The organism is Lysinibacillus sp. JNUCC-52, assembly GCF_015999545.1.
In the GTDB taxonomy this organism is placed as follows: domain Bacteria; phylum Bacillota; class Bacilli; order Bacillales_A; family Planococcaceae; genus Lysinibacillus.
The window spans coordinates 3,697,299-3,722,457 of record NZ_CP065546.1; the positions used below are offsets into that span (position 1 = coordinate 3,697,299).

Below are 25,159 nucleotides of genomic sequence, written 5' to 3' on the forward strand. Positions count from 1 at the left end.
GCAAGAGGTGAAGGATGCTGAAGATTGTTCAACTTATAACACGTATGGATAAAGTAGGCGGCGCTCAAAAACATGTGGAGGCACTTGCCATAAAGCTAAAGCGAGATGCCCATGAAGTGACGATTGTGACAGGTTATTATGATGCATCATTATGGCGCTTACAAGATGAGCAAATTAATGTCATCAGTATCCCTGCCATGCAACGGGCGATTCATTTAACAAAAGATATCCAAGCACTTTGGCAATTACGAATTGCTTTAAAAAAAATCCAGCCCGATGTGATTGCAACACATTCTTCTAAGGCAGGAGCAATTGGACGTATCATCGGAGGTCTTTTGCATATTCCAACAATTTTTACTGCACATAGCTGGAGTTTTACAGAAGGGGTTCCACAAAAAAAGCAACTGATGTATCGACAGCTTGAAAAAACCGTCCAGCCATTAACAACTAAAATCATCACCGTTTCTGATTATGATCGTAAGCTGGCGTTAACGAAAGGCATTGCACCTGCTCATAAATTACAGACTATTCATAATGGCATTGAACAATTAGAAACGACTCTAGTACCAAATAGAGTGAAACATGAGCATCCGCAAATCGTTATGGTTGCTCGCTTTGAGGTGCCAAAAAGGCAAGATTTACTGTTGGAGGCTTTGCTGGAGCTAGCAGACATACCATGGCACCTGCAATTTATTGGCGACGGTTCTTTACGACCTCAGCTAGAAAGCTACGTAAAAGATAAAGGTTTTTCAGAGCGAGTTACGTTTTTAGGCAATCAATTAGATGTCACAAAATTACTTGCTCAAAGTCAGATTTTTGCACTGCTATCAGATTGGGAGGGATTACCCATCTCAATTATTGAAGCGATGAGAGCTGGACTTCCTATCATTGCCACAAACGTTGGTGGAGTCAATGAGTTAGTGACGGATAAAGAAAACGGTTTTTTAATCGCTCGGGACGATCCAAACCAACTGAAAATAAGACTTAAAGAGCTTTTAATGGATGAAACGCTATGTAAAAAAATGGGCGATATAAGTGAACGTCGTTTTTTACGAGATTTTACGTTTGTTCCTATGTACAAAAAAACAGTATCTATCTATGAACAGGCGATTTCAAAGTTTGCTAAAAAGGGTGATTAAATTGCAATTAATTCGCATTAGAACAGAAGATGAACTTGCGTATTATAAGGGGATTTGGGATGAGATATTAGCGAATGAACACAATGATAATCCGTTTATTGAATATGCATGGTTTTATAACTGGTGGATTACTATTGGAAGAAAGGAACGCGTAGAGCTATATGCTGTGCAAAAGGATGAGGATATTGTGGCATTTTTGCCATTGAAGGTGCGAATACTTTGGGGTGTTCGTGTATATACCTTTACAGGTGAAAATGTAGCGAATTATTCAGGTATTATCGCTAGGAAAGTGTGGCAATTACCTGCTATAACGTTTGTATTTGATGAGCTTATAAAAAAGCATCATCACGTGTTGTTTTCATTTCATGGATTACTTGAAAGTAAAGAGTCATCGAAAGTCATTGAGCAGTATTTTGTTGAACGGCAATTGCGGCCACATATTTTTCGAGTAGTAACACCGTATCTTGCCTTTCAAGACGTTGACTTCAGCAGTCATTTCCATAACCGCAGAAAAATACATGGTATAGATAGAAGAGAAAAAAAGCTGCGAAATTTAGGTTCTTTACGTATAAAAACACCTGAGCAAGAAGACCTTTGGCAAATGTTTAAATTATTTGATCGACGTTGGGCAAAAAAGGTGGATACGAGTGGTTTTACAAAAGGAAAGAAAAAGGAATTTTTTGAACGTCTTTTTCACCTTAAAGGGGAAGCAATGCAAGTAGAGGTAGACGCACTTGTTTTTGAAAATCACTGGCTAGCCTTTAACTACGGTATTTGCTGTCGAGGGCGTTATGTCACTTATGCGCTTGGGCATGAGCCAAACTTTAACATTTTTGGTGTCGGTCGTTTACTTAATCAAACGACGATCAAGCGCACTTTTTCAGAAAATTATCATATGTTCGATATGAGTATTGGTTACGAGGCGTATAAATTCGATTGGCGCTCTGGCATCGATTTTACAAGGCGTATCGTTGCAAGTAGTAAAACAAAACGAGCAAAGTTGTTGCTTGGATGGTTTGTACGGAAGGAACGTCTAAAGGAAATGCTGAAAAGTAGTCAGCGTTTCGTTGGATGGAAACGTCACACTCTTGGTGAGATGCGCTATTTAGTAAAGTATGGAAAAGTGAAAGATTGGCTAGAATATGGACAACAATTCGTTGAAAAGTTTGTTCGTTTGAAGCAAGTGGATTTGTACGAGTTATCCCCATCTGATCGAGTCATTCCACAACAACCAGTAGGGGAGTTGTTCGAGGAAATGTCGATTCAAGAGGCAATGCCACTCGATCAAGAAGAGATTATTTCAATATTTTATAAGGGGTACATTCTTTATAAAGATTCCTTTGCCCAGACGACGAAGCCTGCATTTGCATTACATACTGACAACTTACGTGTGGATGCATTGCAAATTGTTGAACCTTTGCCAAAACAAACCTACTTTTTACACTATGATTTCTATAAAGATATAGGCGTTATTACAGCTTTTATTCAAAAAATAAAGCCAAATGAAACACTTTGGGTGACGGCAAGCTTTTGGCAATGGCGTAAGCGAAAACGATTGCAGCAATTAGGCTATAAACGTATTTCTCGAATGAAGCATTTTAAATGTGCTCGTTATGAGCGCAATCATGTAGAAAATTATACAGAGAGTGGGGGCGATGTTCATTCTATCCATTAAAAGTAAGCGATGGAATATCGCGATGCAGCATATTTACTTTGCAGAAAAGTTGGCAAATACTAGAAAATCAATGAAATTAGTTTGTCACACACATTCACTTGTTCCGAGCCGTAAGCTAGTTAAACGTGAAGCCGTTCATATTCCTTTAACAGATCATGCGAGCATGATGTATTCAGCACTTTCGAAAAACAACCGAAAACTGCTACGTCGTGCACAGGAAGAGCCCTATCAAGTACTATTATATAACGAGCCTTCAGAGGAAAACTTGCGAGCATTTCAACAGTTTTATAATGAGTTTGCAAAAAGAAAGAAAATCGAACAAATTACTAAATCACAAATGGAATCCATTATGCTATTAAATCAAAAAAATGCTTTGCTATTAACAGAAGTACAAAGTATTTGTGGACAAACATTATGCTATCGTTTGGATATTGTCCATTCACAAAAAGCGATGTCCTATTATGTAGCAACCTGTGATGCTTTAGTCGTGCCTGCCCATTTAAAGCGGCCATTACGGTATGCAAATCGTTTCTTGTTATGGCACAATTTAATGTATTTAAAGCAACAGGGATTTGTTCTATATGATATGGGCGAGCTAACAGATGTGCAAACGATTCGTCAATTCAAATCGAGCTTTGGTGGACAAGTCGTTAACGTATATTCAGGCTACATCGCACAATCGAAAATGAGTGCGTTGTTATTGGGCGTGCAAAAGTGGAGAAAATAGCAATCAATGCAAATCATGGTGGTTTAGTGATTTCACTGGACTTTGAGTTAAATTGGGGTGTCCATGACGTTTTTCGACATGGGCAATATAATAAAAATTTATATGGTGTTCGTCAGGCATTACCTAAAATTTTAATGCTGTTTAAGCAATATGAAATACATGCAACATGGGCTACTGTTGGCTTATTATTTGCCGAATCTAAAGGTGAGATGGCACATTATTTGCGAGGTATTCCAGTGAAATATAAACAGATGCGGTATGCAGCACATTCACAGCTTGCGAAAGTAGGGGAAAATGAACAAGAAGATCCTTTACACTTTGGTAAAGCATTAATTGAAGAAATCATGCAAACACCCCATCAGGAAATTGGTAGTCATACTTTTTCTCATTTTTATTGCTTAGAAAGTGGACAAACTGAAACGGATTTTCTTGCGGATTTACAAGCGATGAATACAATTTGTGATGGCTATATTGAACCGATGAAGTCCATCGTTTTTCCACGCAATCAAGTAAATGACAGTTACTTTGCAATTTGTCAGCAAGCAGGATTTGTGTGCTATAGAGGAAATGAACTACACGATTTATACAACCCTAAAAAGTTTACTAAAAAAAATCGACTATCGTTAGGTGCAAGGAAATGGCTGGATAGCTATATCAATGTCACGGGCAATCATATTGTACGATTAGAAGAGATGCAAGAAAATTCATTTATTAATGTTCGTGCAAGTGCATTTTTAAGACCATATAGTAGCTTGTTACGCACATTTGAGCATCTCAAAGTAAAACGAATTAAAGAAGGAATGCTTGCTGCTGCAAAGGAAGGTGCATTTTATCATTTGTGGTGGCATCCGCATAACTTTGGAAAACATATTGATAAAAATTTGGCGATGCTGGAAGAGCTTTTACAATATTATCAAGAATTACAGAAGGATTATAATTTTCACAGCTATTCCATGCATGAGGTCGCCATGCTATGTAATGTAAGCAATAACATTTCTGAATAGAGTGTTATTGCTTTTTTATTTTACATGCAAAATTCATCTTCTACTTCATAGAAATTTTAAGAGAATAAGAGGGAAATTACCTGAGTGTGACGAAGATGTAAGTTACTTAGTGTTATTTAAAATTGAAGGGTGTATGCACTATATAGAATAGCAGAAGGAATGAAGTAGCTTTCTACATAACAAAGGGGAGTTAGGAATGATGGAAAAGCAACAAAAGCCCATTTGGATTCAAAATATTTCACAATTAGTGACAGTTGCAAGTGACAAGAAGGGCCCACGTGTACGTGAAGAAATGCGCGAGCTCGGAATTATTGAAGGCGGAAGCGTCTGGATTGAAAATGGCACTATTCAGGATCTCGGTACAACGCGTGACATGATTCTAAAATATTTGCCGCGGGCTGAGGAAGCAGAGATTGTAGATGCAACGGGGAAAATTGTGACACCAGGATTAATTGATCCTCATACACATGTTGTTTTTGGTGGAAGTCGTGAGCATGAATTTGAGATGCGTTTAGAAGGTGCCAGCTATATGGACATTATGAATGCAGGGGGAGGCATTCATGCAACAACTCGAAAAATGCGCACATTGACAGAAGAACATATTTTCAATCAAACGACGAGACGCTTGGACTTATTTTTACAGCATGGTGTCACAACATTGGAAAGTAAAAGTGGCTACGGCTTAGATGTAGAAAATGAGTTAAAGCAACTACGTGTCATGCAGCGCTTGCAAAAAAAGCATCCAATGGACATTGTGCCAACATTTATGGGAGCACATGCCGTACCAGAGGAATACCGAGAAAATCCAGAGCAGTTTGTTGATTTAGTTATAGATGAAATGATTCCTGCAGTTGTACAAGAGAACTTAGCAAAATTTATTGATGTATTTTGTGAAGTTGATGTCTTTACACCAGAGCAGTCAGAACGTATTTTATTGGCTGGCAAGGCACAAGGGCTCATTCCTAAAATACACGCTGATGAAATTGAGGAAAATAAAGGGGCACATGTTGCGGCAAAAGTAGGGGCTATTTCTGCTGAGCATTTATTAAAAGTTTCGGACGAAGGAATTGAAGAGCTTGCGAATTCGGGTGTTATTGCGTGTTTACTACCAGCGACAGCATTGTATTTAGGAGAGAAACCAGCACGCGCTAGAGACATCATTGACGCAGGTGTGCCTGTAGCTATTTCGACTGATTGTAATCCAGGCTCATCTCCAACAATTTCGCTTCCTCTCGTCATGAACCTTGCGTGTATTACAATGAAAATGACACCAGCTGAAAGCTTATGCGCCGCAACGTATAATGCTGCTTGTGCATTACAAATTGAAGATCGCGTTGGCTCCATCGAAGTAGGGAAGCAAGCCGATTTAGTTTTGTGGGATGTTCATAATCATCAAAAGCTACATTATATATTTGGTGTAAATCATGTGAAAAAAGTGTGGAAAAAAGGTGTAAAGGTGGTAGGTTAAGATGTTCATCCAACCTGAATGGCAGTGGAAACAAGAAAATGGCTCAGGTATGCATCAGTGGATTAAGCAAAAACAAAATCCACATGCAAATGATGTAGATATTATTGTATATGGAGCACTACTATCATATGCAAGTGACCCATCCAAGAAAGCACAGTATCCTAATGCTTTTCGGAAAGCATGGTCCAGTTTTCAATCATATAATTTAGACGAACAAGTTGATTTACGAGCATTAGCAATTGTAGATATAGGAGACGTAGCGATAGATCCGACAAATCGAATGCTTTCGGAATCTGCATTAGAGGCGGCAGCGGAAAACTTAAGTATTGCCTATCCAAAAAGCTTTACATGCCTTATTGGTGGAGATCATGCGATTACAGCTTGTTCCTTAAGAGGAATTAAAAATGCTTATCCGAAAGAGCGAATTGGCATTATTCAGCTTGATACACATTTAGATGCACGGAATCAGGAAGAAATCGGATTAGCGATGAATTCGCCGATTCATCAACTGATTGCATCAGGCGTTGTAGAGGGGAAGCATATTTATCATGTCGGCCTACATGGCTTTTTTAATTCACCTGAAATGATTTACTATGCCCGTGAGCAGGGAATGCATATGATTACGTTAAAGCAGATGCGCCGAGACGGTATTCAGTTAACTATCCGCGAAATGCTGCGTCAGCTTATGCATGAAGTGGACAGAATTTATGTATCTGTGGATTTAGATGCCCTTGATATTACGTTTGCACCAGATGTTCCTGCGGCTACTCCTGGTGGTTTAACGGCCTATGAATTATTTGATATTTTAAAGCTAATTGGTGAAAATGAAGGTGTACGCCATATTGACTTTATATACGCTGATCCAAAACAAAATGAACTTCGTATAGAAACGGTGAAAACAGGCGTTACAGTATTTTTGCAATGGCTAACGGGCATTCAATTGGATCACCGCAATCGCATATCAAGGAAAGAAAAAGCAGGCTATGGGGCTACCCCATAGTCTGTTATTTGCATTAAGCAAAATATTACCGTTGATTTCCGCTACGGACGGGCGCTTTCCGCGGGCACAACGTAAGCCGCAACCCTCGCTACGCGCGGTTTGTTGCGTCTTACGTTTTGTGCGTTCCCGCAGGAGTCGCCCGTCCTTCGCTCCAATTAAATGGACATGGAAGAAAGGTCTCGCTTTTTTATTTTATAAATAAAGAAAAATATTAATGTTGATTTCCGTTACGGACGGGCGCTTTCTGTGGGCACACCTTAATTGTTTGAGTGCCTGTCACTTTCAACTTATGCAGTTCCCTTAGGAGCGTCTAGGGTTTTTCTGTGAGTAAAGAGAAAAAATACGTGACCAACATGGTAAATTGTTTGAGTGCCTGGCACTAATTATTAAGTCGATATTTTGCTATAATAGAAAAATGCTTATTATTCTTTTGATAATGACTAAACGCTAGAATAATAAATTAGAGAGGATTTTTTATTATGACTACAAAACCAAAATTGCTTATTGTTGATGGCATGGCATTGTTATTTCGTTCTTTTTTTGCTTCAGCAGCAATGGGGCATTTTATACGCTTAGAGGATGGCACACCTTCTAATGGTGCACAAGGATTTGTCCGCCATGTTTTGACGGCACAATCTATTATGAAACCAACACATTTAGCTATTTGCTGGGATATGGGTTCGCAAACATTCCGCAATGAATTATATGATGGCTATAAGGCGAATCGCCCAGCGCCGCCAGAGGAGATGCTGCCACAATTTGATATGGCTAAAAATTTATCTCAACATATTGGGTGGCAAAATTTCGGCGTTGTCGGTATGGAGGCTGATGACTTAATCGGCTCAATGATTACTAAATGGCAAGATGAAGCTGATATTACGGTCATTAGTGGGGATAAAGATTTATTGCAACTGTTAACACCTTCAACGCAAATCGCGTTTACGAAAAAAGGCTACACAGAGTATGATCTTTACACACATTCCCGCTTTAAAGAAGAGTACGGTATTGAACCATTTCAATTTGCACAAGTAAAAGCTTTTATGGGTGATACGAGTGATGGCTATCCAGGAGTAAAAGGAATTGGTCCAAAACAGGCGCTGACACTTATCCAAATGTACGGATCTATCGACAATGTCATTTCTTCCCTAGAGGAATTAAAGCCAGGACAACGTACGAAAATTAAAGATAATCTGGACATGCTGAAGTTATCACACGAACTAGCAACAATTCAAACGAATGTACCGATTGAAGCAGATTTTGCTCAATTAGTAGTACCAAATTATGAGCACCAAACTATTAAAGCGATAGAAGAACGTGGCTTTACACTTATTGCAAAGCAGGCACGTTCATTGTATTCCCTTATTTAGGTGCTATTTTAACGAAGCTTAACACTTTTTCATTATTTTCTAGTAGAGCAGTACGGATTTGGCTGGCACGATTTTTGCCACCATTATCGTGGAAAATCAACAATAGCCCATCATCTTGCACTGCATAGCCAATGAGTGGTACCCAATGATAAACAAAGGTAGATTTTCTATTCAACCATTGTAAGCTAAAATAACGGTCAAAGCGCATTGCAACGGGGCGTCCTGCATCAATTTCAAGCAGCGCCTCTTTTAATGTACAGCTGCGTATGTCCCATGTCGGTAACAGTTTCCGTAGATTATAAATTAAACGCCATTTAAACAAGCCGATTTTTGTACCACCGAGTAGAAGATAAAGGTCGTTTACTGATGGGGCTGAGAGATTATAGTAGTGCAGTATCACATGGATGGTTGTTGGCCCGCAGGCAGAATTTCGATATTGAGGTGCAATGGATGCATCGTATTGTGATTTTCCTTGCAATGGCAAATACTGTTTCATAAAAATCTCCCTTCGACAATGAACGAATGAAATACATGTCATGTAAGTTGCAAACGGATACCTTCTATAAATAAGAAAAAATAGTATGCCAAGAAACACCTAGCATACTATTTTTGCTTTTGTTGCGCTTATTTTATTGTTGAGCAGCTAAAAACTCAGTCACTTGCTGAGGCGATTTAGCGTTAGCACTATGTAAGTGTGCTAATTTTTCGCCATTTTGGAAAATTAATAAGCTTGGAATACCCATTACATCGTATTTATCAGCGATTTCAGGAAGCTCATCGCGATTAAGCTCATACCAATCAAATTGGTTGTACTCTTCAATAATTGGATCGATAAACATGTTCATGCGTGTGCAATCAGGGCACCATCCAGCATAAAATTTTACGAGCACTTTTTGTTGACCAGAGATAAGCTCATTAAATTGTTCAGCAGTTGTTATTGTTTTCATTAGTAGTTCACTCTCCTTGCTATCCATTTTACACATTTTCTCTTCATCCTGAAAGTTATCTGTTTGGAATAAGTGGACTCTACTTATTGTCTTGTTTTCGCTCGTAAAAAACAAAAAAAGTTGTATATTGCAAAAATAAATGAAGAAAAAAGATTGCTAATTTAGACAAAATAATCTACACTAAAAACAGAAAAAGTAGTTTTATTTTCATTCAGTGGAAGACTTTTCACACGATGTAGCTGTGTTGCATATCAACTGACTGAAGATAAGTCTCTGGCGCTTGTCACAGATTATGATATGACATCAGTTAAAATCTTTTAGCTAAAAATCTAAGACAATGTAAGTGATTGCAACTAACTGGCATACATTGTAAAAGGTCACCATGAATGTCTAAATCGAAGCAAAAAAACGCCAAAGCGAAACTTTGATTTTTTTTGGCTAAAAAATGAATGGCTATTCATTCAATGGGAGAATAAGGGGGAATTGCTTGTGACTTATAACATTAAAAAAGCGGCTGTTCTAGGTTCTGGAGTAATGGGCTCTGGAATTGCAGCACATTTAGCAAACATCGGTATTCCAACATTATTATTAGACATTGCACCGAAGGAACTTACGAAAGAAGAGGAAGCAAAGGGGTTATCTTTAGAGCATCCAGCTGTAAGAAATCGCTTTGTGAATGGTGCTCTTCAAAAGTTAATAAAGCAAAAGCCAGCACCACTTACTTCTAAGAAAAATTTATCGCTACTAACGGTGGGGAATTTTGAAGACGATTTAGCCAAACTGAAAGATGTAGATTGGGTTATTGAAGTTGTTGTTGAAAATTTAGCAATTAAACAAAGTTTATATGAAAAAATTGATGCTGTACGTACACCAGGTACAATCATTAGTTCGAATACATCAGGCATTAGTATTAATGCGATGGCGGATGGACGATCAGAGGATTTCCAAAAACATTTTTTAGGGACACATTTCTTTAATCCTCCGCGCTATTTAAAATTACTTGAAGTAATCCCTGCAACGACAACTGCACCAGAAGTTGTAGACTTTATGAAAAAATTTGGTGAGGATATTCTTGGCAAAGGCGTCGTGTTAGCTAAAGATACACCAAACTTTATTGCCAATCGCATCGGCACATATGGTCTGCTCGTAACTTTGCAGGAAATGCTAAAAGGTGGCTATTCAGTCGGTGAAGTAGATTCAGTGACAGGTCCACTTATTGGTCGTCCAAAATCCGCTACTTTCCGTACGTTAGATGTTGTTGGCTTAGATACTTTTATCCATGTAGCGAAAAACGTATATGACCAAACATCAGGAGATGAACAGCAAGTATTTGCAGTGCCAGAATTTTTACAAAAAATGGTTGAGAACGGTTGGCTAGGAGCTAAGTCTGGGCAAGGTTTCTTCTTGAAGCAAGGGAAGGAAATTTTAGAAATTGATCCAAACACTTTAGCGTATAGTCCAGCAAAAAAATTACAAACACCTTCAATTGAAATGGCGAAACAAACGCGTGGATTAGCTAATAAAGTTAAAGCATTAACGTATGCGAAAGATCGTACAGGTGAGCTGTTATGGGGAATTTTTGCACCGACATTAATTTACTCTGCACAGCTACACGGTGAAATTGCTGATGATATTGTGGCAATAGATAATGCAATGAAATGGGGCTTCGGCTGGCAACAAGGTCCATTCGAAATATGGGATGCCATCGGTGTTGCAGAATCGGTTGCTAAAATGGAAGCGGAAGGTCGCGAAGTTCCTGTATTTGTAAAAGATATGTTAGCTAAGGGCTTTACTTCCTTCTATTCAGAACTTGAAGGTGACGTAGCGTATTATAACGGTTCACAATACGTAAAAGTTCCTGTTAATGAAAAAGAAATTAACTTGAAGCGCTACAAAAAGAAACATGGCGTTATTAAGTCCAATACAGGTGCTAGCTTAATAGATTTAGGTGACGGAATTGCCTTACTTGAGTTCCATTCCCAATCTAATGCCATCGGTTTAGATATTATTCAAATGATTAACTACGCGGTAGATGAAGTAGAAGCAAATTATAAAGGCTTAGTTATTGGTAACCAAGGGAAAAACTTCTGCGTCGGTGCTAACTTAGGAATGATTTTAGTAGAAGCACAGGATGATAATATTTTCGAACTAGACTTTGTTATTAAAGCATTCCAAGATGCTATGCAAAAAATAAAATATTCTAACAAACCAGTTGTGGCGGCACCGTTCGCTATGACGTTAGGCGGAGGAGCAGAAGTATGCTTACCTGCTGCCCATATCCAAGCGACGATGGAAACTTATATGGGGTTAGTAGAAGTCGGTGTTGGTTTAATTCCAGGTGGCGGCGGTAATAAAGCGCTTTACCAAAAGTTCTTGAAAGGTTTACCGAATGGCGTTGAGGTAGACTATCAAAATATTGCTAATAAAGTATTCGAAACAATTGCGATGGCGAAAGTTTCAACTTCAGGTGAGGAAGCGCGCGATAATAACTTCCTTGATTTTGCAGATGGTATTTCAGTCAATGCAGATCACCAGATTTACGATGCAAAACAGGCTGCTTTGGCACTTTATGATGCAGGTTATCAACCACCAGTGCCAACAAAGGTTCCTGTTGTCGGTGCATCGGGTTACGGTACGTTACTAATCGGTGCTCAAGGAATGTTTGAATCAGGTTTCATCAGTGAACATGATTTAAAAATTGCTAAAAAGTTAGCATATGTAATTGCAGGTGGAAAAGTTCCATATGGCACATTAGTAGATGAGCAATACCTATTAAATTTAGAGCGTGAGGCATTCCTAAGCTTAGTTGCAGACCCGCTATCTCAACAAAGAATGCAACACATGTTATTAAAAGGGAAACCACTTCGTAACTAACTACTAACTAGACTAAAATGTTTGCACATGAAACAAAGGGGGATTTAGACGATGCGTGAAGCCGTTATTGTAGCAGGAGCACGAACTCCTATTGGAAAAGCGAAAAAAGGTTCATTAGCAACAGTAAGACCAGATGATTTTGGGGCAGCAGTTGTCAAAGAAACATTAAAAAGAGCAGGCTATGAAGGTCCTGTCGATGACTTAATTTTAGGTTGTGCAATGCCAGAAGCGGAACAAGGGATGAATGTAGCCCGTAGTATCGGAGCACTAGCAGGGCTACCTGATACTACACCTGCGCTGACAATTAATCGATTTTGTTCATCGGGTTTACAGGCAATCGCATATGCTGCTGAACGTATTATGCTTGGTCATTCAAAGGCGATTCTTGCTGGTGGTGTTGAATCAATGAGTATGGTACCAATGGTGGGCAATACACCGCGCTTAAATCCAACATTAGCTGAAACTGCACCACAATATTATATGGGGATGGGGCATACAGCAGAGGAAGTAGCACGTCAGTATAATGTGAGTCGAGAAGATCAAGATGCATTTGCTGTACGCTCGCATTTGCTAGCAGAGAAAGCAATTAAAGAAGGTAAATTCAATGATGAAATTGTGCCGATTGAAGTGGAACAACATTATGTGGATAACAATAATAAACTACAAGTGAAGAAATTTACCTTTAGTGTCGATGAGGGTGTTCGTCCAGGCACATCCGTTGAAGGCTTAGCAAAGCTTCGTCCTGCATTCCATGTAAAAGGTAGTGTTACAGCAGGTAACGCTTCTCAAACTTCAGATGGTGCTGCGGCAGTTCTTGTAATGGATCGTGAGGAAGCAGAAAAGCAAGGAATGACACCGATGGCAAAGTTTTTAGGATTTGCGGTTGGCGGAGTACCTCCAGAAGTAATGGGAATCGGTCCAATCGTAGCTGTTCCAAAAGCGCTTGAAATTGCAGGTTTATCTATTCAGGATATTGATTTGTGGGAAATTAACGAAGCATTTGCCTCACAGTCATTACAGGTTGTTCGTCATTTAGGTATCGACCAAGAGAAAGTGAACGTTAATGGTGGAGCAATTGCTTTAGGGCATCCACTTGGCGCAACAGGCGCAATTTTAACTTTGAAATTAATTCATGAACTGAAACGTCAGGGCAAAAAATATGGTGTTGTAACAATGTGTATCGGCGGTGGTATGGGCGCTGCTGGAGTATTTGAGATTTTATAAGTTATGTGAAATTGTTTGAGAATTGCGAATTGTATGAGTGCCTGGCACCTAAAAATAAGGAGGAATTTAACATGACAGAAAAAACAACAGATATCATTAAAGGCGGCGGATTTATCATTGAGGACGTGGCACTAGATCGCGTATTTACACCAGAAGATTTTACAGATGAGCATAAAATGATTGCCAAAACAACTGAAGAGTATGTTGCGAATGAAGTATTACCTGTAGTAGAAAACTTAGAGCATCATGAGTTTGAGCATTCAGTGCGTTTACTAAAAAGCGCTGGCGAACTTGGTTTACTAGCGGCGGATGTACCTGAAGAATATCAAGGTCTTGGCTTAGATAAAGTATCTTCTGCGTTAATCGCAGAAAAAATGTCTGTAGCTGGTGGCTTCTCGATTACACATGGTGCACATGTAGGGATTGGTTCACTACCGATTGTGCTATTTGGTAACGACGAACAGAAGCAAAAGTATTTACCGAAGCTAGCTTCTGGTGAATTGATCGCGGCTTATGCGTTAACAGAGCCAGGTTCGGGATCAGATGCTTTAGGTGCCAAAACGACTGCCAAGCTAAATGCTGCAGGTACTCATTATGTATTAAACGGTGAAAAACAATGGATTACTAACGCAGGTTTTGCTGATGTGTTTGTTGTGTACGCCAAAATTGATGGCGATAAATTCTCAGCATTTATCGTTGAACGTGCCTACAACGGTGTTTCTGTTGGGCCAGAAGAAAAGAAAATGGGTATCAAATCTTCTTCAACTCGTACATTAGTGCTTGAGGATGCTGAAGTACCTGTTGAAAATCTACTTGGTGAAGTAGGTCGTGGACACGTAATTGCATTTAACATTTTAAATATTGGTCGTTATAAATTAGGTGTGGGAACAATCGGTGGCTCAAAACGTGCTTTAGAGTTGGCAATTCAATATACAAACCAACGTCAACAATTCAAAACGAAGCTTTCTGATTTCAACTTAACGAAAGAAAAACTATCGACAATGGCGTCTCAATTATATGCTTCAGAGTCATTAAATTATCGTACGGTTGGTTTATTTGAAGATCGTTTAAGCCAGTTAAGCCCTGAAGAACAAAAGCAAGGAAAAGTTATTGCAAATGCAATTGCTGAATATGCCATTGAGTGTTCAATTGCTAAAGTGTTTGGTTCAGAAACATTGGACTATATCGCAGATGAAGCGGTGCAATTACATGGTGGCTATGGCTTTATGGCTGAATATGAAGTAGAGCGAATTTATCGCGATTCAAGAATTAACCGTATTTTCGAAGGTACAAATGAAATTAACCGCATGATTGTACCAGGTACATTTATGAAAAAAGCATTAAAAGGTGAATTACCATTATTGCAGGTCGCTCAAAACTTGCAACAAGAACTTCTTATGCTAATGCCTGAAGAAGTAGGCACAGAGCCGCTAGCACAAGAAAAATATCTTGTGAAAAACGCGAAGAAAATTGCTGTATTAGCAGCAGGTATGGCAGCACAGCGCTATGGAGCGAAACTTGACCAAGAGCAAGAAGTATTAGTGAACATTGCCAATATCGCTAACCAATTATTCGCTATGGAGTCTACTGTGTTACGTACAGAAAAGGCGATTGCGCGTGAAGGTGCAGAAAAGTCTCATCAAAAATTACTTTATACACAAATTTTCTGCCAAGAAGCATTTGCAGAAATTGAGAAAGAAGCAAAGGATACAATTCTTGCTTCAGCAGATGGGGACGCTGCACGTATGACATTGTCAGCTTTACGTAAACTAACTCGTAACAACCCTTATAACCTTATTGCTAAAAAACGTGAAGCTTCTGTTAAACTAATCGAAGCAGAAAAATTCATCGTATAATATAATCTTTAACCTAGCTCTTTACTAACGGTAGGAAAAATCAAAGTTTCGAAAAAAGACAACAAGTAAATCAACTTGTTGTCTTTTTTATTGAAAGGGAGGGTGTCAGGCACACAAACAATTAATGCCAAAGTGCCAGGCATGCAAACAATTCTCACTTTGCCAATTAAAACTATCTAAGTAAAAATCCACGAAGACTCCTGCGGGAACGCACGTAATGTAAGACGCAACAGACGGCGCGCTAGCGACGGTTGCGGCTTACATCGTGCCCGCGGAAAGCGAAGTGGAATTTTACGAAATAGGAGCAGACAGAATGCCAGTTGCCCACACTAAAGTGACAGGCACGCAAACAATTTAAGCCAAAGTGACAGGCACGCAAACAATTATGAAATTAACCAATAAATGTTTCTTTTTGGCTCATACTAGTTATGATGGTATACTACAGGAAATGATAGCAGAGGAGCCTATAAATATGATTCAACTTATCCATTATCCTAAATGTACAACTTGTAAAAAAGCACAGAAGTGGTTAAACGACAATGGCGTTTCATACGAAGAGGTACACATTGTTGAACAAGCACCTACGAAAGAGCAAATTAAAAGTTATTGGCAGGCTAGCGGGCAGCCATTAAAGAAATTTTTCAACACATCTGGCATGAAATATCGCGAACTTGGGTTGAAGGATAAACTGGCGGAAATGTCGGAAGATGAACAGCTCACACTACTTGCTTCTGATGGTATGTTAATTAAGCGACCAATCGTTACTGATGGAAAAAAAGTAACGTTAGGATTTAAAGAATCAGATTTTGAACAAGCGTGGAAATAACAGCTTTAATCCTTGTTTTTATGAAAGAAGTATGGCACACTGAAAGTGAATATATTACATATTTATGGAGGGGTTTTTGGCATGAGCACACCTAAAGACTTACGTTACTCTGAAGAACACGAATGGGTAAAATTAGAAGATGGTAAAGTACGTATCGGTATTTCGCATTTTGCACAATCTGAATTAGGAGACATCGTTTTCGTTGAGCTTCCACAAGTTGGCGACGAAATTAAAACTGATGATCCATTTGGCAGCGTAGAATCAGTAAAAACTGTTTCTGAATTATACGCACCGATTTCAGGTACTGTAGTGGAAGTAAATGCAGATCTAGAAGATAGCCCAGAATTCGTAAACGAATCACCATATGAAAAAGCATGGATGATCGTTGTAGAGCCTGCTGATGCTTCAGAGCTTGAAAACCTTATGACTGCAGAACAATACGAAGAAATGATTGCAGAATAATCAAGCCTATAATAGAAAAACGTCGGAGTACATACCGGCGTTTTTTATTATATAACACAGGTATGCAATTGTTTTTTGAGCTGTACAAAGCGTGACTCTTCAAGTAAATGAAAGTCCAAGTAACTCACATAAAATGTTATCCAAATTGCAAAGTGACATATAGAAAATATTGTTAACGTGTAGATCTATGCATAGTGTGGAATCCTATAATTGCAATAAATTGTTGTCGTAGATAACTGCTAAATGGGGGTGGCGTGATGTTCGAAGGGAAATGTTTAATTGTGGAAGGCCGTTCGGATAAGCTTCAAATAGAACCTATTTTGAGTGAAGATGTTACAATACTTTGTACAAATGGTACAATTGGTGTGCATCAATTAGAAGAATTACTCGACCCATATGAGGGCTATGAGCTCTATACATTTTTTGATGCAGATGCATCTGGAGATAAATTACGAGCATTGATGGACAGACATTATCCTGAAGCAGAGCATTTGCGAACGATGCCTACTTATAAAGAAGTAGAAACTACACCGAGGAAAGTGCTTGCAATGATTTTATTGCGTGCGCATTTTTCCATCCATAATGAATATATTTTGTAAGGTTGGTTGAAAAATGGAAGAATGGTCAAAAGAGCAGTGGGAAACAGCAGTAAAATCTGGTGAAAAAACTGCCTTTTATTTATATACACCGATGTGCGGAACGTGTGCAGTTGCATCTAAAATGATGGATATCATAGAACAATTATTGCCACAGTTAAAATTAGGCAAGGCAAATATTAATTTTTTAGAGCAAATAGCTTATGATTTTCAAATCGAAAGTGTACCGTGTTTACTCGTTAGTGATGGTGGATCAGTTAGAGAAAAGGTTTATGCATTTCAATCCGTACCTTTTTTATACGAATTGTTAAAAAAACCAATTGACTGAACTTTGCTAGCATGGTAAAGTAACAACTATATTAAAAACTATTAAATATATCGAACTCTTATAAAGAGCGGCGGAGGGAAGTGCCCTATGAAGCCCGGCAACCATCACAAATGTGAAAAGGTGCCAAATCACTCAAAGATTTTTCTTTGAAAGATGAGAGAACGGTTTAGCGTATAAAGTACGTGACCCCTTCTACTTGTCTGTGAGTGAAGGGGTTTTCTATATGAGAAAAGGAGTTTCGCTATGATACAGCTTCAAAATATTACGAAGAAATACAAAACCGCAAATGGCGAATTAACTGCTGTTAAAGATGTTAATCTTACAATTAACAAAGGTGAAATTTTTGGCATTATTGGCTATAGTGGCGCTGGTAAAAGTACGATGATTCGTTTATTAAACGGTTTAGAAAAGCCGACAACTGGTTCGGTGAAGGTGAATAACCAAGAATTTTCATCTATTAAGGGTCAAAAGTTGCGTGATGCTAGACAAAAGGTAAGTATGATTTTCCAACATTTTAACTTACTTTGGTCAAGAACAGTTGCAGAAAACATTGCATTTCCACTTGAAATTGCAGGTGTAGCTAAAAGTGAGCGAGACGCACGTGTGAAAGAACTTATTGCACTTGTTGGTTTAGAAGGTCGTGACAAATCGTTTCCATCACAACTGTCAGGTGGTCAAAAGCAACGTGTTGGCATAGCACGAGCACTTGCCAATAATCCTGAAGTGCTGTTATGTGATGAAGCTACATCAGCACTGGATCCAGAAACAACGGATGCAATTCTTGATTTGCTTGTCGATATAAACGAACGATTAGGCTTAACAATCGTATTAATTACTCATGAAATGCATGTTATTCGCAAAATCTGTCATCGTGTAGCGGTAATGGAAGCTGGAGAAATTGTTGAACGTGGTGAAGTACTACAAGTGTTCCAAGCACCACAAGCAGCGATCACTAAAAAATTCGTATCACAAATTACCGATACGAAGGAAACGCAGGAGACAGTTGCACAGCTTAGAATGAACTATCCAACAGGACACCTTGTTAAGCTTGTATTTGTTGGTGAAAAAACAGAGCAGCCAGTTATATCACATTTAGTAAAACAGTTTGATGTAGAAGTTAGCATTGTCCATGGTAATATCTCGCAAACGAAAAATGGTGCATACGGTACTCTTATTGTACAAATTGATGGTACAGAGACAAATGTAGCAGCTGCATTAAATTATTTAAATACAGTTGAAGTACAAACGGAGGTGATTGCAAATGCTAACTAGTCTCTTTCCGAATGTCGACTGGGAAAAAATGTGGACAGCCACATATGAAACACTTTATATGACCACTCTATCTACAGTCGTAACATTTATACTTGGTTTAGCCATTGGCATAATCCTCTTTTTAACGAGTCCAAACCAGTTATGGGCCAATAAAATTGTTAACTTTTTAACAGGATCGGTCGTTAATATATTCCGTTCGATACCATTTATCGTGTTAATTATTTTACTTATTCCATTTACGAAGTTTTTACTTGGGACAATCCGAGGAGCAAATGCAGCCCTACCAGCACTTATTATTGGTGCTGCCCCATTCTATGCACGAATGGTACTAATTGCATTACGTGAAATTGATAAAGGTGTTGTTGAAGCAGCACGCTCGATGGGGGCTAAAACGTCCACGATTATATGGAAGGTTCTAATTCCAGAATCATTACCAGCACTTATTTCTGGGATTACTGTAACGGCTGTAGCACTTGTTGGATATACGGCAATGGCTGGTATTATTGGTGCTGGCGGTCTAGGAAACTTAGCCTTTTTAGATGGCTTCCAACGTAATCGCCAAGATGTGACATTAATGGCAACTATTTTGATCTTAGTAGTCGTATTTATCATTCAATGGATTGGCGATATGATTACAACGAAAACAGACAAACGTTAAAAAGGTTAAACCGGTATTTACCGCTAACATATTGTTTGAACAAATAAAGGGAGTGTATACAAATGAAGAAGTTATTAGCAGGATTATTTTTATCAGTACTTGTATTGGCTTTAGCAGCATGTGGTGCTGGTAACAAAGACGAAGCAGGATCAACAACTGGAGATGACAGTGCAAAAACTGAAGATAAAGTAACATTAAAAATTGGTGCTTCTAACACACCTCACGCAGTTATTTTAGAACAAGCAAAACCGATTTTAGCAAAAGAAGGTATTGATTTAAAAATCGAGACGTACCAAGATTATGTATTACCTAACCAAGATTTAGAGTCAAAAACTATTGATGCAAACTATTTCCAACATATTCCTTATCTTGAATTACAAATTAAAGATAATGGCTATGATTTTGTAAATGCAGGTGGCGTACATATCGAGCCAATCGGTATTTACTCTAAAAAATATAAATCACTTGAAGACCTTCCTAAAGGTGCAACAATTTTATTATCGAACTCAGTTTCAGACCATGGCCGTATGTTGTCACTATTAGAAGCAAAAGGCTTAATTAAATTAAAAGATGGTATCGACAAAACAGCAGCAGAAATTAAAGATATTGTAGATAATCCAAAAGACTTTAAATTCGATGCAAATACTGCACCAGAGCTACTTGTGCAAATGTTTGAAAACGAAGAAGGCGATGCAGTACTTATTAACTCTAACTATGCAATTGATAATGGACTAAACCCAATTGAAGATGCAATTGCTTTAGAAGATAAAGAATCTCCATATGTAAATATTATTGCAGTTCGTGCTGGTGATGAAAATAAACCAGAAATTAAAAAATTATTAGAAGTATTAAAATCTGAAGAAATCCAAGACTTCATCTTGAAGGAGTGGAAAGGTGCAGTAGTACCCGTTAAATAATATCTATATATTAAAAAATAGTACAAGCCATGAAAATGGTTTGTACTATTTTTTTAGGGAAAGATAAATAATGGTGTGAAATCCAATAATTAAATTCTATTATTTTTCCTAAACTGTTTAGAATTTGTTTAGATTCATTTAATATGATTACTGTTATAATATAATTCGCTAATCATACTGAAGGATTTTGGTACTTAGTCCTAGTGGAGGTGAAATCCTATATTAAAAAATTTTTATTGTGGTATTTTAGTTATATTTTTCCTTTCTATCGTTTTAATAGGCTGCTCTCAAGGGAAAGAAGAAGTAACTAAAGTAACTAAGGAACCAATTTCATCAACAGAACAATTTGTTATTGAGGAATTAATGACAAAAGATAACTTATTACGTACTGATTTAACGCAACAAAAAGATGTGTTTTTATCTGAATCTGTCGGTTTATGGTTGACCTATTTACTAGAAAAAGATGATCAAGCTCGCTTTGATGAGCAGTTTGAGGTGATTAATCATTATTTTTTAGAGAAGAAATTTATAGTATGGCGAATTGATGGTAAAAAACAAGCTACTGTTAATGCGCTGATTGATGATTTGAGAATTATGCGAGCGCTATTTGATGCAGGTGAAAAGTGGAATGATGAGCGTTATATTTCGTTAGGGAAGACCATTGGTAAAAACATTGTAAAGTATGGAATGCAAAAAGGTACGTTTGTAGATTTTGTTGACGTTCATACACATAAGAAAGCGAACACAATTACATTAAGTTATATTATGCCTTCTGCACTTTTAAAGATGCGACAATATGATGTTTTATCTAAAGAACAACTAGAGCAACAATTATCGATTTTAGCAAAAGCGCCAAAAGCTCAAGCAGGCTTTTTTCCAAAGTATTATGATGTCGTAACCAATAACTATGAATATGATACGGAGTTACATATGATCGATCAATTGTATACGGCTTATCATAGTGCCACGTTAGGTTTGGAAACGAAGCCATTTACTAATTGGATGCTGTCTTTATATAGTAGAGATCAAAAATTGTACGGCCGCTACGATGCTACTACTGGTGAGCCAGCTGTATCATTTGAATCACCTGCTGTGTACGCAATGGCTACTCGTTATATGTTAGAAATTCATAATGATAGGATGGCTGAAGAGTTTTTCCGTAAAATGGAATCTCTCAAAGCTGATGCAAATACGGGGTATGTAGATGTGCAAACAAATGCGACACATATATTCGATAATTTATTACCACTTCTAGCGGAAAGAGAGGTCGACAATGCGAACAGCAATAAAATGGAATAAAGCTATATTTGTTTATGGCGTTTTACTTATTTTGCTTCTACAATTACCTGCTTATTTTTTACTACATCAGGATAGTGAAAGTTTATTATTATATATCTTCTTAATACTTTTAGTCATTATCACACTGTGGAGAGGTACGGTTACGGGGCTAATAAGTAGTTTGTTATTTATTTTTATCAGTGGCTCAACCTTACTGTATATCGGTATGACAGGTTCTATAGCATTGTTAAGTACAGCATTTTCAATGCAACTATTTTTGGCATACGGTGTTGTATTACTACTACTAGTATTATGCGCTGGAAAAATTCATGAGTTATTGATGGCACAAGAAAAATATATGAAAAATTTACAGCAGGATGTCAAAAACTTTGTAGCAATTGATGTTGAAACTGGTTTTGATAATGAATCGCGTATGCGTGTCATTGTTAATGAAGAAATGCGAAGAGCAGATCGTCATCAACATACTTTTGTGTTTATTATGCTAAAGCTTGAAAACTATGAAAAATTTAAAAAGCTTTATGGTTTTAAAGAAGCACAATATTTGTGGAGGCAACTGGCGGAAAAATTACAGCAATCTGTTAGACAAACAGATAAAAAATTCCGATATCGTGAAAACTACCTTGGCATTTTATTAATTGATACGTCAGAACAATACATTGATATTATTTACGAGAAGTTAGATCAAGCTTTAAAAAACCATCAATTATTAAATAAGCGATGGGTGACACTAAGCTATAAAACAAGTTATTTTACTTACACTCCCCAGATGGATCAAAGTTTTGAAGACTTGTTAGCAGAAATGGAAAGAGAGATGAAAACAAGTGCGCTTTAAACTAGGCTTGTTCGTCTTCATTGTCCTTTTTATTTTGTTTAGTATGCCACAGCATTATTTAGCAAGTGCCGATAGCAAAGACATTGCACTTATTTATGTAACTAGCAATCAACAATTAGATGAAGAAGTGCAAATTCTACGAGAAATGCTAAATGCTTATACAGATGTCGATGTCATACCAGTGGAAAATATTAAAGAAGATTCTTTGGATGTTTATAAACGTATTGTTATTTTAAACTCCTATAAGATGCATATACCATTGCCAGCATTAGAAGCTATGAATAATTTCCAAGGACCCGCTGTTGCTATAGGGGAAAATATTGAACAGTTTCCCTCATTCGAACATTGGCAAAAGGGGAAAAAAGTGGAGTTACGAAAAGTCGGGGAACATGTATTGGATCGGCCGATTGAGTGGGCTGTAGTGAACCCACCTAACGATGCTGAAGTAATACAAATGGCATCCACATTTAATGAAGACTTCCCTTTTATTGTGAAAGAAAAAAATAGCAATTGGTCTTATATTGGCAAGATGATTCAATCTTCCCCTTTAGTATATGACTGGCCTTCAATATTTGGTGAGCTATTGAAATTATCATCTACCAACTTACATCCTGCCTTCATTGTGTTAACAGATATTAATATGGAAACGGATGTTTTGAAGTTAAAGAAAGTAGTTGATCAATTAAAGCAATTTGATGTTCCTATTAACTTACAGATAAGCCCGCTATATGAGAAAGATGGCGCTATTTATTATTTACAGGACAATAAAGCGTTATTGAAATATTTACAACAGTTACAGCAGGAGGGGGTAGCTTTTATTTTATCTTCTCCACAAGCTAACATTGAAAAAAGTCTAGATTATTTAGTGTTGAGAAAAATTTACCCTACCTACATTCTAGAGGATAGTGCGCTTTTTAGTGGGGTATTGCGACAACAAGACAATCATTTTTATATAACAGAAAGAGATGAGCAAAAAATTTATCCCTATACAATAGCAGCAATAAATGATGCGAGTGTATACCCACTGTATGCTGTGCAGCAGTCAATTCGTCATATGAATAAAGCGCCAGGTTCAACGATTGGAATTCAATATCCTAGTTATTTAGGGGCTCACCATGTGCAAGAGCTTGTTGAACTCTTAAACAAACAAGTAGAGCTAGAATGGCTTGATTTTAGAAAAACAGAACAGCTTGTTCAGACATCAAAGGTTTCAATAATGCAATCAGCAAATGGAGAGCAAAAAATTCAGCTTTCTTTTACCAAACTGGATCGCTTAAAAAAGATGTTTGATGAGCGGCCATTTGAAGTAGTTTTATGGCTGTTAGTAATCATTGTATCGTTATTTGTTATTGTATTTTTTATGAATACATTGCGACTACGTATAACACTACGAAAGCGATTATTTGAGGAGAGGAAAAGTAATGGCTGATATTTTGTTTTATATTTCATTGTTTCTCATATGGATTATGTTGTTATACCATATGTTTTTAATGCAAGGGGGCTATTTGCATTTTCGATCTTATGAAAAGGTAATCGATGAATGGTCAAAGAAAATGATAGATGTTCCAACAGTGAGCGTCTTCATTCCTGCACATAATGAAGAGGTTGTTATTGAACAAACTTTACGTGCCATGTCCCGATTGTTTTATCCGAAAGATAAGTTAGAAGTAATTGTCATTAACGATAATTCATCGGATAGAACAGGAGAGATTGCAAAAAAGTTTACAGAAAAATACCCATTTATACGAGTAATTGAAACAGTAGAACCTTATAAAGGGAAGGGGAAATCTTCAGCATTAAATGCTGCATTAGCCGATTCCACTGGGGAAGTAGTTATTGTCTATGATGCAGACAATACACCAGAGCGTATGGCAGTTTGGTATTTAGTCATGGGGCTTGTCAATGACCCGAAAGCTGCAGCTACTGTAGGGAAATTTCGTGTGGTAAATGCGACGGAAACATGGTTAACACGATTTATTAATATTGAAACAATATGTTTTCAGTGGATGGCACAAGGTGGTCGTTGGAAGTGGTTTAACATTGCAACGATTCCAGGCACAAATTTCGCCATTCGCCGTAGTATTTTAGAGCAATTAGGTGGATGGGATGTAAAGGCGTTAGCGGAAGATACTGAATTAACGATTCGTGTCTATAATTTAGGCTACCATATCCGCTTTTTCCCTAAGGCTATTACGTGGGAACAAGAGCCAGAGACGTTGAAAGTATGGTGGAAACAACGAACACGCTGGGCAAGAGGAAACCAGTATGTAGTGCTAAAGTTTTTAAGCCAATTTTTTACCTTAAAAAGAAAAAGTATTATTTTTGATTTGTTTTATTTCTTTTTTACTTACTTTTTATTTTTCTTCGGCGTTATTTTGTCCAACATTTTATTTATCACCAATCTTTTTTACGATATTGGGCTAACAGTTGGAGATATTGCTATTGTCTTATGGGTATTGGCTTTCTTGTTATTTTTAGGTGAAGTGATGATTACCTTAAGTATTGAAAAAACAGAAATGAATCGTAAAAATTTTTTCTATGTCATTTTAATGTATTTTACATATTCACAAATGTGGATTGTATTAGTTATTTGGTCGCTATTTTTAGAGATCAAAAGAGTTTTTACTGGTCAAGAAGTGCAGTGGTATAAAACTGAGCGCTTTGCAAAGAAAACAAAATAAGGAGAAC

At 37.6% G+C, this 25,159-nt stretch carries 23 protein-coding genes and 1 riboswitch; of the genes, 21 read left to right on the top strand and 2 right to left on the bottom strand.

Annotation, left to right across the window (positions count from 1 at the left end):
* Positions 1–14 precede the first annotated feature (14 nt).
* The 7 genes from JNUCC52_RS18205 to JNUCC52_RS18235 all read left to right on the top strand — a co-directional run bounded on the left by JNUCC52_RS18205 (position 15) and on the right by JNUCC52_RS18235 (position 8,380).
* On the top strand, positions 15–1,139 hold the full coding sequence (locus tag JNUCC52_RS18205) for a glycosyltransferase family 4 protein (protein WP_337980512.1): 1,125 nt from the start codon (positions 15–17) through the stop codon (positions 1,137–1,139).
* Positions 1,132–2,814, top strand: a complete 1,683-nt coding sequence (locus JNUCC52_RS18210) for a GNAT family N-acetyltransferase (RefSeq protein ID WP_337982236.1) — start codon at positions 1,132–1,134, stop codon at positions 2,812–2,814. The genes JNUCC52_RS18205 and JNUCC52_RS18210 overlap by 8 nt, the downstream gene beginning before the upstream one ends.
* Entirely contained in the window at positions 2,795–3,541 is a 747-nt protein-coding gene (locus JNUCC52_RS18215) for a hypothetical protein (protein WP_228134161.1), read from the top strand. Before JNUCC52_RS18210 ends, JNUCC52_RS18215 begins: the two co-directional genes overlap by 20 nt.
* Complete coding sequence (locus JNUCC52_RS18220) at positions 3,529–4,545, top strand: polysaccharide deacetylase family protein (protein WP_337980513.1); 1,017 nt, start codon at positions 3,529–3,531, stop codon at positions 4,543–4,545. The genes JNUCC52_RS18215 and JNUCC52_RS18220 overlap by 13 nt, the downstream gene beginning before the upstream one ends.
* Before the next feature lie 196 nt (positions 4,546–4,741).
* Positions 4,742–6,013 (top strand): imidazolonepropionase, encoded by a 1,272-nt coding sequence (gene hutI, locus JNUCC52_RS18225; RefSeq protein ID WP_228134159.1) that lies wholly within the window; start codon positions 4,742–4,744, stop codon positions 6,011–6,013.
* A gap of 1 nt (position 6,014) precedes the next feature.
* Positions 6,015–7,013 carry an agmatinase family protein gene (locus JNUCC52_RS18230; protein ID WP_173479536.1) on the top strand — a complete coding sequence of 333 codons (999 nt, stop codon included), beginning with the start codon at positions 6,015–6,017 and terminating at the stop codon, positions 7,011–7,013.
* Positions 7,014–7,492: 479 nt separating this feature from the next.
* Positions 7,493–8,380, top strand: coding sequence for a 5'-3' exonuclease (locus JNUCC52_RS18235; RefSeq protein WP_337980514.1), 888 nt, complete (start codon positions 7,493–7,495; stop codon positions 8,378–8,380).
* Here the strand turns inward: JNUCC52_RS18235 and JNUCC52_RS18240 are convergent.
* Positions 8,373–8,876 (bottom strand): C39 family peptidase, encoded by a 504-nt coding sequence (locus tag JNUCC52_RS18240; RefSeq protein ID WP_337980515.1) that lies wholly within the window; start codon positions 8,874–8,876, stop codon positions 8,373–8,375. The genes JNUCC52_RS18235 and JNUCC52_RS18240 overlap by 8 nt on opposite strands.
* Before the next feature lie 133 nt (positions 8,877–9,009).
* Positions 9,010–9,327: a thioredoxin family protein gene (locus JNUCC52_RS18245; protein WP_337980516.1), complete on the bottom strand. Its 318-nt coding sequence runs from the start codon at positions 9,325–9,327 to the stop codon at positions 9,010–9,012.
* A 489-nt stretch (positions 9,328–9,816) separates the two neighbouring features.
* Here JNUCC52_RS18245 and JNUCC52_RS18250 point away from each other — a divergent pair, with 489 nt between their 5' ends.
* The 14 genes from JNUCC52_RS18250 to JNUCC52_RS18315 all read left to right on the top strand — a co-directional run bounded on the left by JNUCC52_RS18250 (position 9,817) and on the right by JNUCC52_RS18315 (position 25,152).
* Complete coding sequence (locus JNUCC52_RS18250; protein WP_139860528.1) at positions 9,817–12,201, top strand: 3-hydroxyacyl-CoA dehydrogenase/enoyl-CoA hydratase family protein; 2,385 nt, start codon at positions 9,817–9,819, stop codon at positions 12,199–12,201.
* Positions 12,202–12,252: 51 nt separating this feature from the next.
* Positions 12,253–13,425, top strand: a complete 1,173-nt coding sequence (locus tag JNUCC52_RS18255; RefSeq protein ID WP_173479540.1) for an acetyl-CoA C-acetyltransferase — start codon at positions 12,253–12,255, stop codon at positions 13,423–13,425.
* Between the two features lie 71 nt (positions 13,426–13,496).
* Positions 13,497–15,281, top strand: coding sequence for an acyl-CoA dehydrogenase FadE (locus JNUCC52_RS18260; protein ID WP_337980517.1), 1,785 nt, complete (start codon positions 13,497–13,499; stop codon positions 15,279–15,281).
* Between the two features lie 472 nt (positions 15,282–15,753).
* Complete coding sequence (locus tag JNUCC52_RS18265; RefSeq protein WP_228134524.1) at positions 15,754–16,107, top strand: arsenate reductase family protein; 354 nt, start codon at positions 15,754–15,756, stop codon at positions 16,105–16,107.
* Positions 16,108–16,188: 81 nt separating this feature from the next.
* Entirely contained in the window at positions 16,189–16,569 is a 381-nt protein-coding gene (gcvH, locus tag JNUCC52_RS18270) for a glycine cleavage system protein GcvH (protein WP_228134158.1), read from the top strand.
* 257 nt (positions 16,570–16,826) lie between these two features.
* Complete coding sequence (locus tag JNUCC52_RS18275; protein ID WP_228134157.1) at positions 16,827–17,168, top strand: toprim domain-containing protein; 342 nt, start codon at positions 16,827–16,829, stop codon at positions 17,166–17,168.
* A gap of 13 nt (positions 17,169–17,181) precedes the next feature.
* The gene (locus JNUCC52_RS18280) at positions 17,182–17,493 is read left to right on the top strand and encodes a thioredoxin family protein (protein WP_228134156.1); all 312 of its coding nucleotides are present in this window, start codon (positions 17,182–17,184) and stop codon (positions 17,491–17,493) included.
* Between the two features lie 55 nt (positions 17,494–17,548).
* Positions 17,549–17,653: riboswitch (SAM riboswitch) on the top strand.
* 83 nt (positions 17,654–17,736) lie between these two features.
* Positions 17,737–18,765: a methionine ABC transporter ATP-binding protein gene (locus tag JNUCC52_RS18285; RefSeq protein WP_337980518.1), complete on the top strand. Its 1,029-nt coding sequence runs from the start codon at positions 17,737–17,739 to the stop codon at positions 18,763–18,765.
* Complete coding sequence (locus tag JNUCC52_RS18290) at positions 18,755–19,423, top strand: methionine ABC transporter permease (RefSeq protein ID WP_228134154.1); 669 nt, start codon at positions 18,755–18,757, stop codon at positions 19,421–19,423. The genes JNUCC52_RS18285 and JNUCC52_RS18290 overlap by 11 nt, the downstream gene beginning before the upstream one ends.
* Positions 19,424–19,485: 62 nt before the next feature.
* On the top strand, positions 19,486–20,340 hold the full coding sequence (locus JNUCC52_RS18295; protein ID WP_228134153.1) for a MetQ/NlpA family ABC transporter substrate-binding protein: 855 nt from the start codon (positions 19,486–19,488) through the stop codon (positions 20,338–20,340).
* Positions 20,341–20,703: 363 nt separating this feature from the next.
* A complete protein-coding gene (locus tag JNUCC52_RS18300) occupies positions 20,704–21,639 on the top strand; it encodes a glycosyl hydrolase family 8 (protein ID WP_228134152.1) in 936 nt (311 codons plus the stop codon).
* Positions 21,614–22,471, top strand: a complete 858-nt coding sequence (locus JNUCC52_RS18305) for a diguanylate cyclase domain-containing protein (protein ID WP_337980519.1) — start codon at positions 21,614–21,616, stop codon at positions 22,469–22,471. The genes JNUCC52_RS18300 and JNUCC52_RS18305 overlap by 26 nt, the downstream gene beginning before the upstream one ends.
* On the top strand, positions 22,461–23,900 hold the full coding sequence (locus JNUCC52_RS18310) for a hypothetical protein (protein WP_337980520.1): 1,440 nt from the start codon (positions 22,461–22,463) through the stop codon (positions 23,898–23,900). Before JNUCC52_RS18305 ends, JNUCC52_RS18310 begins: the two co-directional genes overlap by 11 nt.
* Positions 23,893–25,152, top strand: a complete 1,260-nt coding sequence (locus tag JNUCC52_RS18315) for a glycosyltransferase family 2 protein (RefSeq protein WP_337980521.1) — start codon at positions 23,893–23,895, stop codon at positions 25,150–25,152. The genes JNUCC52_RS18310 and JNUCC52_RS18315 overlap by 8 nt, the downstream gene beginning before the upstream one ends.
* Positions 25,153–25,159: the final 7 nt, after the last annotated feature.

Excerpts from the sequence above, each read along its gene's own strand:
- JNUCC52_RS18205 (WP_337980512.1), top strand. The coding sequence starts at position 15 with ATGCTGAAGATTGTTCAACTTATAACACGTATGGATAAAGTAGGCGGC.
- JNUCC52_RS18215 (WP_228134161.1), top strand. The coding sequence starts at position 2,795 with ATGTTCATTCTATCCATTAAAAGTAAGCGATGGAATATCGCGATGCAG.
- hutI (WP_228134159.1), top strand. The coding sequence starts at position 4,742 with ATGATGGAAAAGCAACAAAAGCCCATTTGGATTCAAAATATTTCACAA.
- JNUCC52_RS18230 (WP_173479536.1), top strand. The coding sequence starts at position 6,015 with ATGTTCATCCAACCTGAATGGCAGTGGAAACAAGAAAATGGCTCAGGT.
- JNUCC52_RS18235 (WP_337980514.1), top strand. The coding sequence starts at position 7,493 with ATGACTACAAAACCAAAATTGCTTATTGTTGATGGCATGGCATTGTTA.
- JNUCC52_RS18240 (WP_337980515.1), bottom strand. The coding sequence starts at position 8,876 with ATGAAACAGTATTTGCCATTGCAAGGAAAATCACAATACGATGCATCC.
- JNUCC52_RS18245 (WP_337980516.1), bottom strand. The coding sequence starts at position 9,327 with ATGAAAACAATAACAACTGCTGAACAATTTAATGAGCTTATCTCTGGT.
- JNUCC52_RS18255 (WP_173479540.1), top strand. The coding sequence starts at position 12,253 with ATGCGTGAAGCCGTTATTGTAGCAGGAGCACGAACTCCTATTGGAAAA.
- JNUCC52_RS18260 (WP_337980517.1), top strand. The coding sequence starts at position 13,497 with ATGACAGAAAAAACAACAGATATCATTAAAGGCGGCGGATTTATCATT.
- JNUCC52_RS18265 (WP_228134524.1), top strand. The coding sequence starts at position 15,754 with ATGATTCAACTTATCCATTATCCTAAATGTACAACTTGTAAAAAAGCA.
- gcvH (WP_228134158.1), top strand. The coding sequence starts at position 16,189 with ATGAGCACACCTAAAGACTTACGTTACTCTGAAGAACACGAATGGGTA.
- JNUCC52_RS18275 (WP_228134157.1), top strand. The coding sequence starts at position 16,827 with ATGTTCGAAGGGAAATGTTTAATTGTGGAAGGCCGTTCGGATAAGCTT.
- JNUCC52_RS18280 (WP_228134156.1), top strand. The coding sequence starts at position 17,182 with ATGGAAGAATGGTCAAAAGAGCAGTGGGAAACAGCAGTAAAATCTGGT.
- JNUCC52_RS18285 (WP_337980518.1), top strand. The coding sequence starts at position 17,737 with ATGATACAGCTTCAAAATATTACGAAGAAATACAAAACCGCAAATGGC.
- JNUCC52_RS18290 (WP_228134154.1), top strand. The coding sequence starts at position 18,755 with ATGCTAACTAGTCTCTTTCCGAATGTCGACTGGGAAAAAATGTGGACA.
- JNUCC52_RS18295 (WP_228134153.1), top strand. The coding sequence starts at position 19,486 with ATGAAGAAGTTATTAGCAGGATTATTTTTATCAGTACTTGTATTGGCT.
- JNUCC52_RS18300 (WP_228134152.1), top strand. The coding sequence starts at position 20,704 with ATGACAAAAGATAACTTATTACGTACTGATTTAACGCAACAAAAAGAT.
- JNUCC52_RS18305 (WP_337980519.1), top strand. The coding sequence starts at position 21,614 with ATGCGAACAGCAATAAAATGGAATAAAGCTATATTTGTTTATGGCGTT.
- JNUCC52_RS18315 (WP_337980521.1), top strand. The coding sequence starts at position 23,893 with ATGGCTGATATTTTGTTTTATATTTCATTGTTTCTCATATGGATTATG.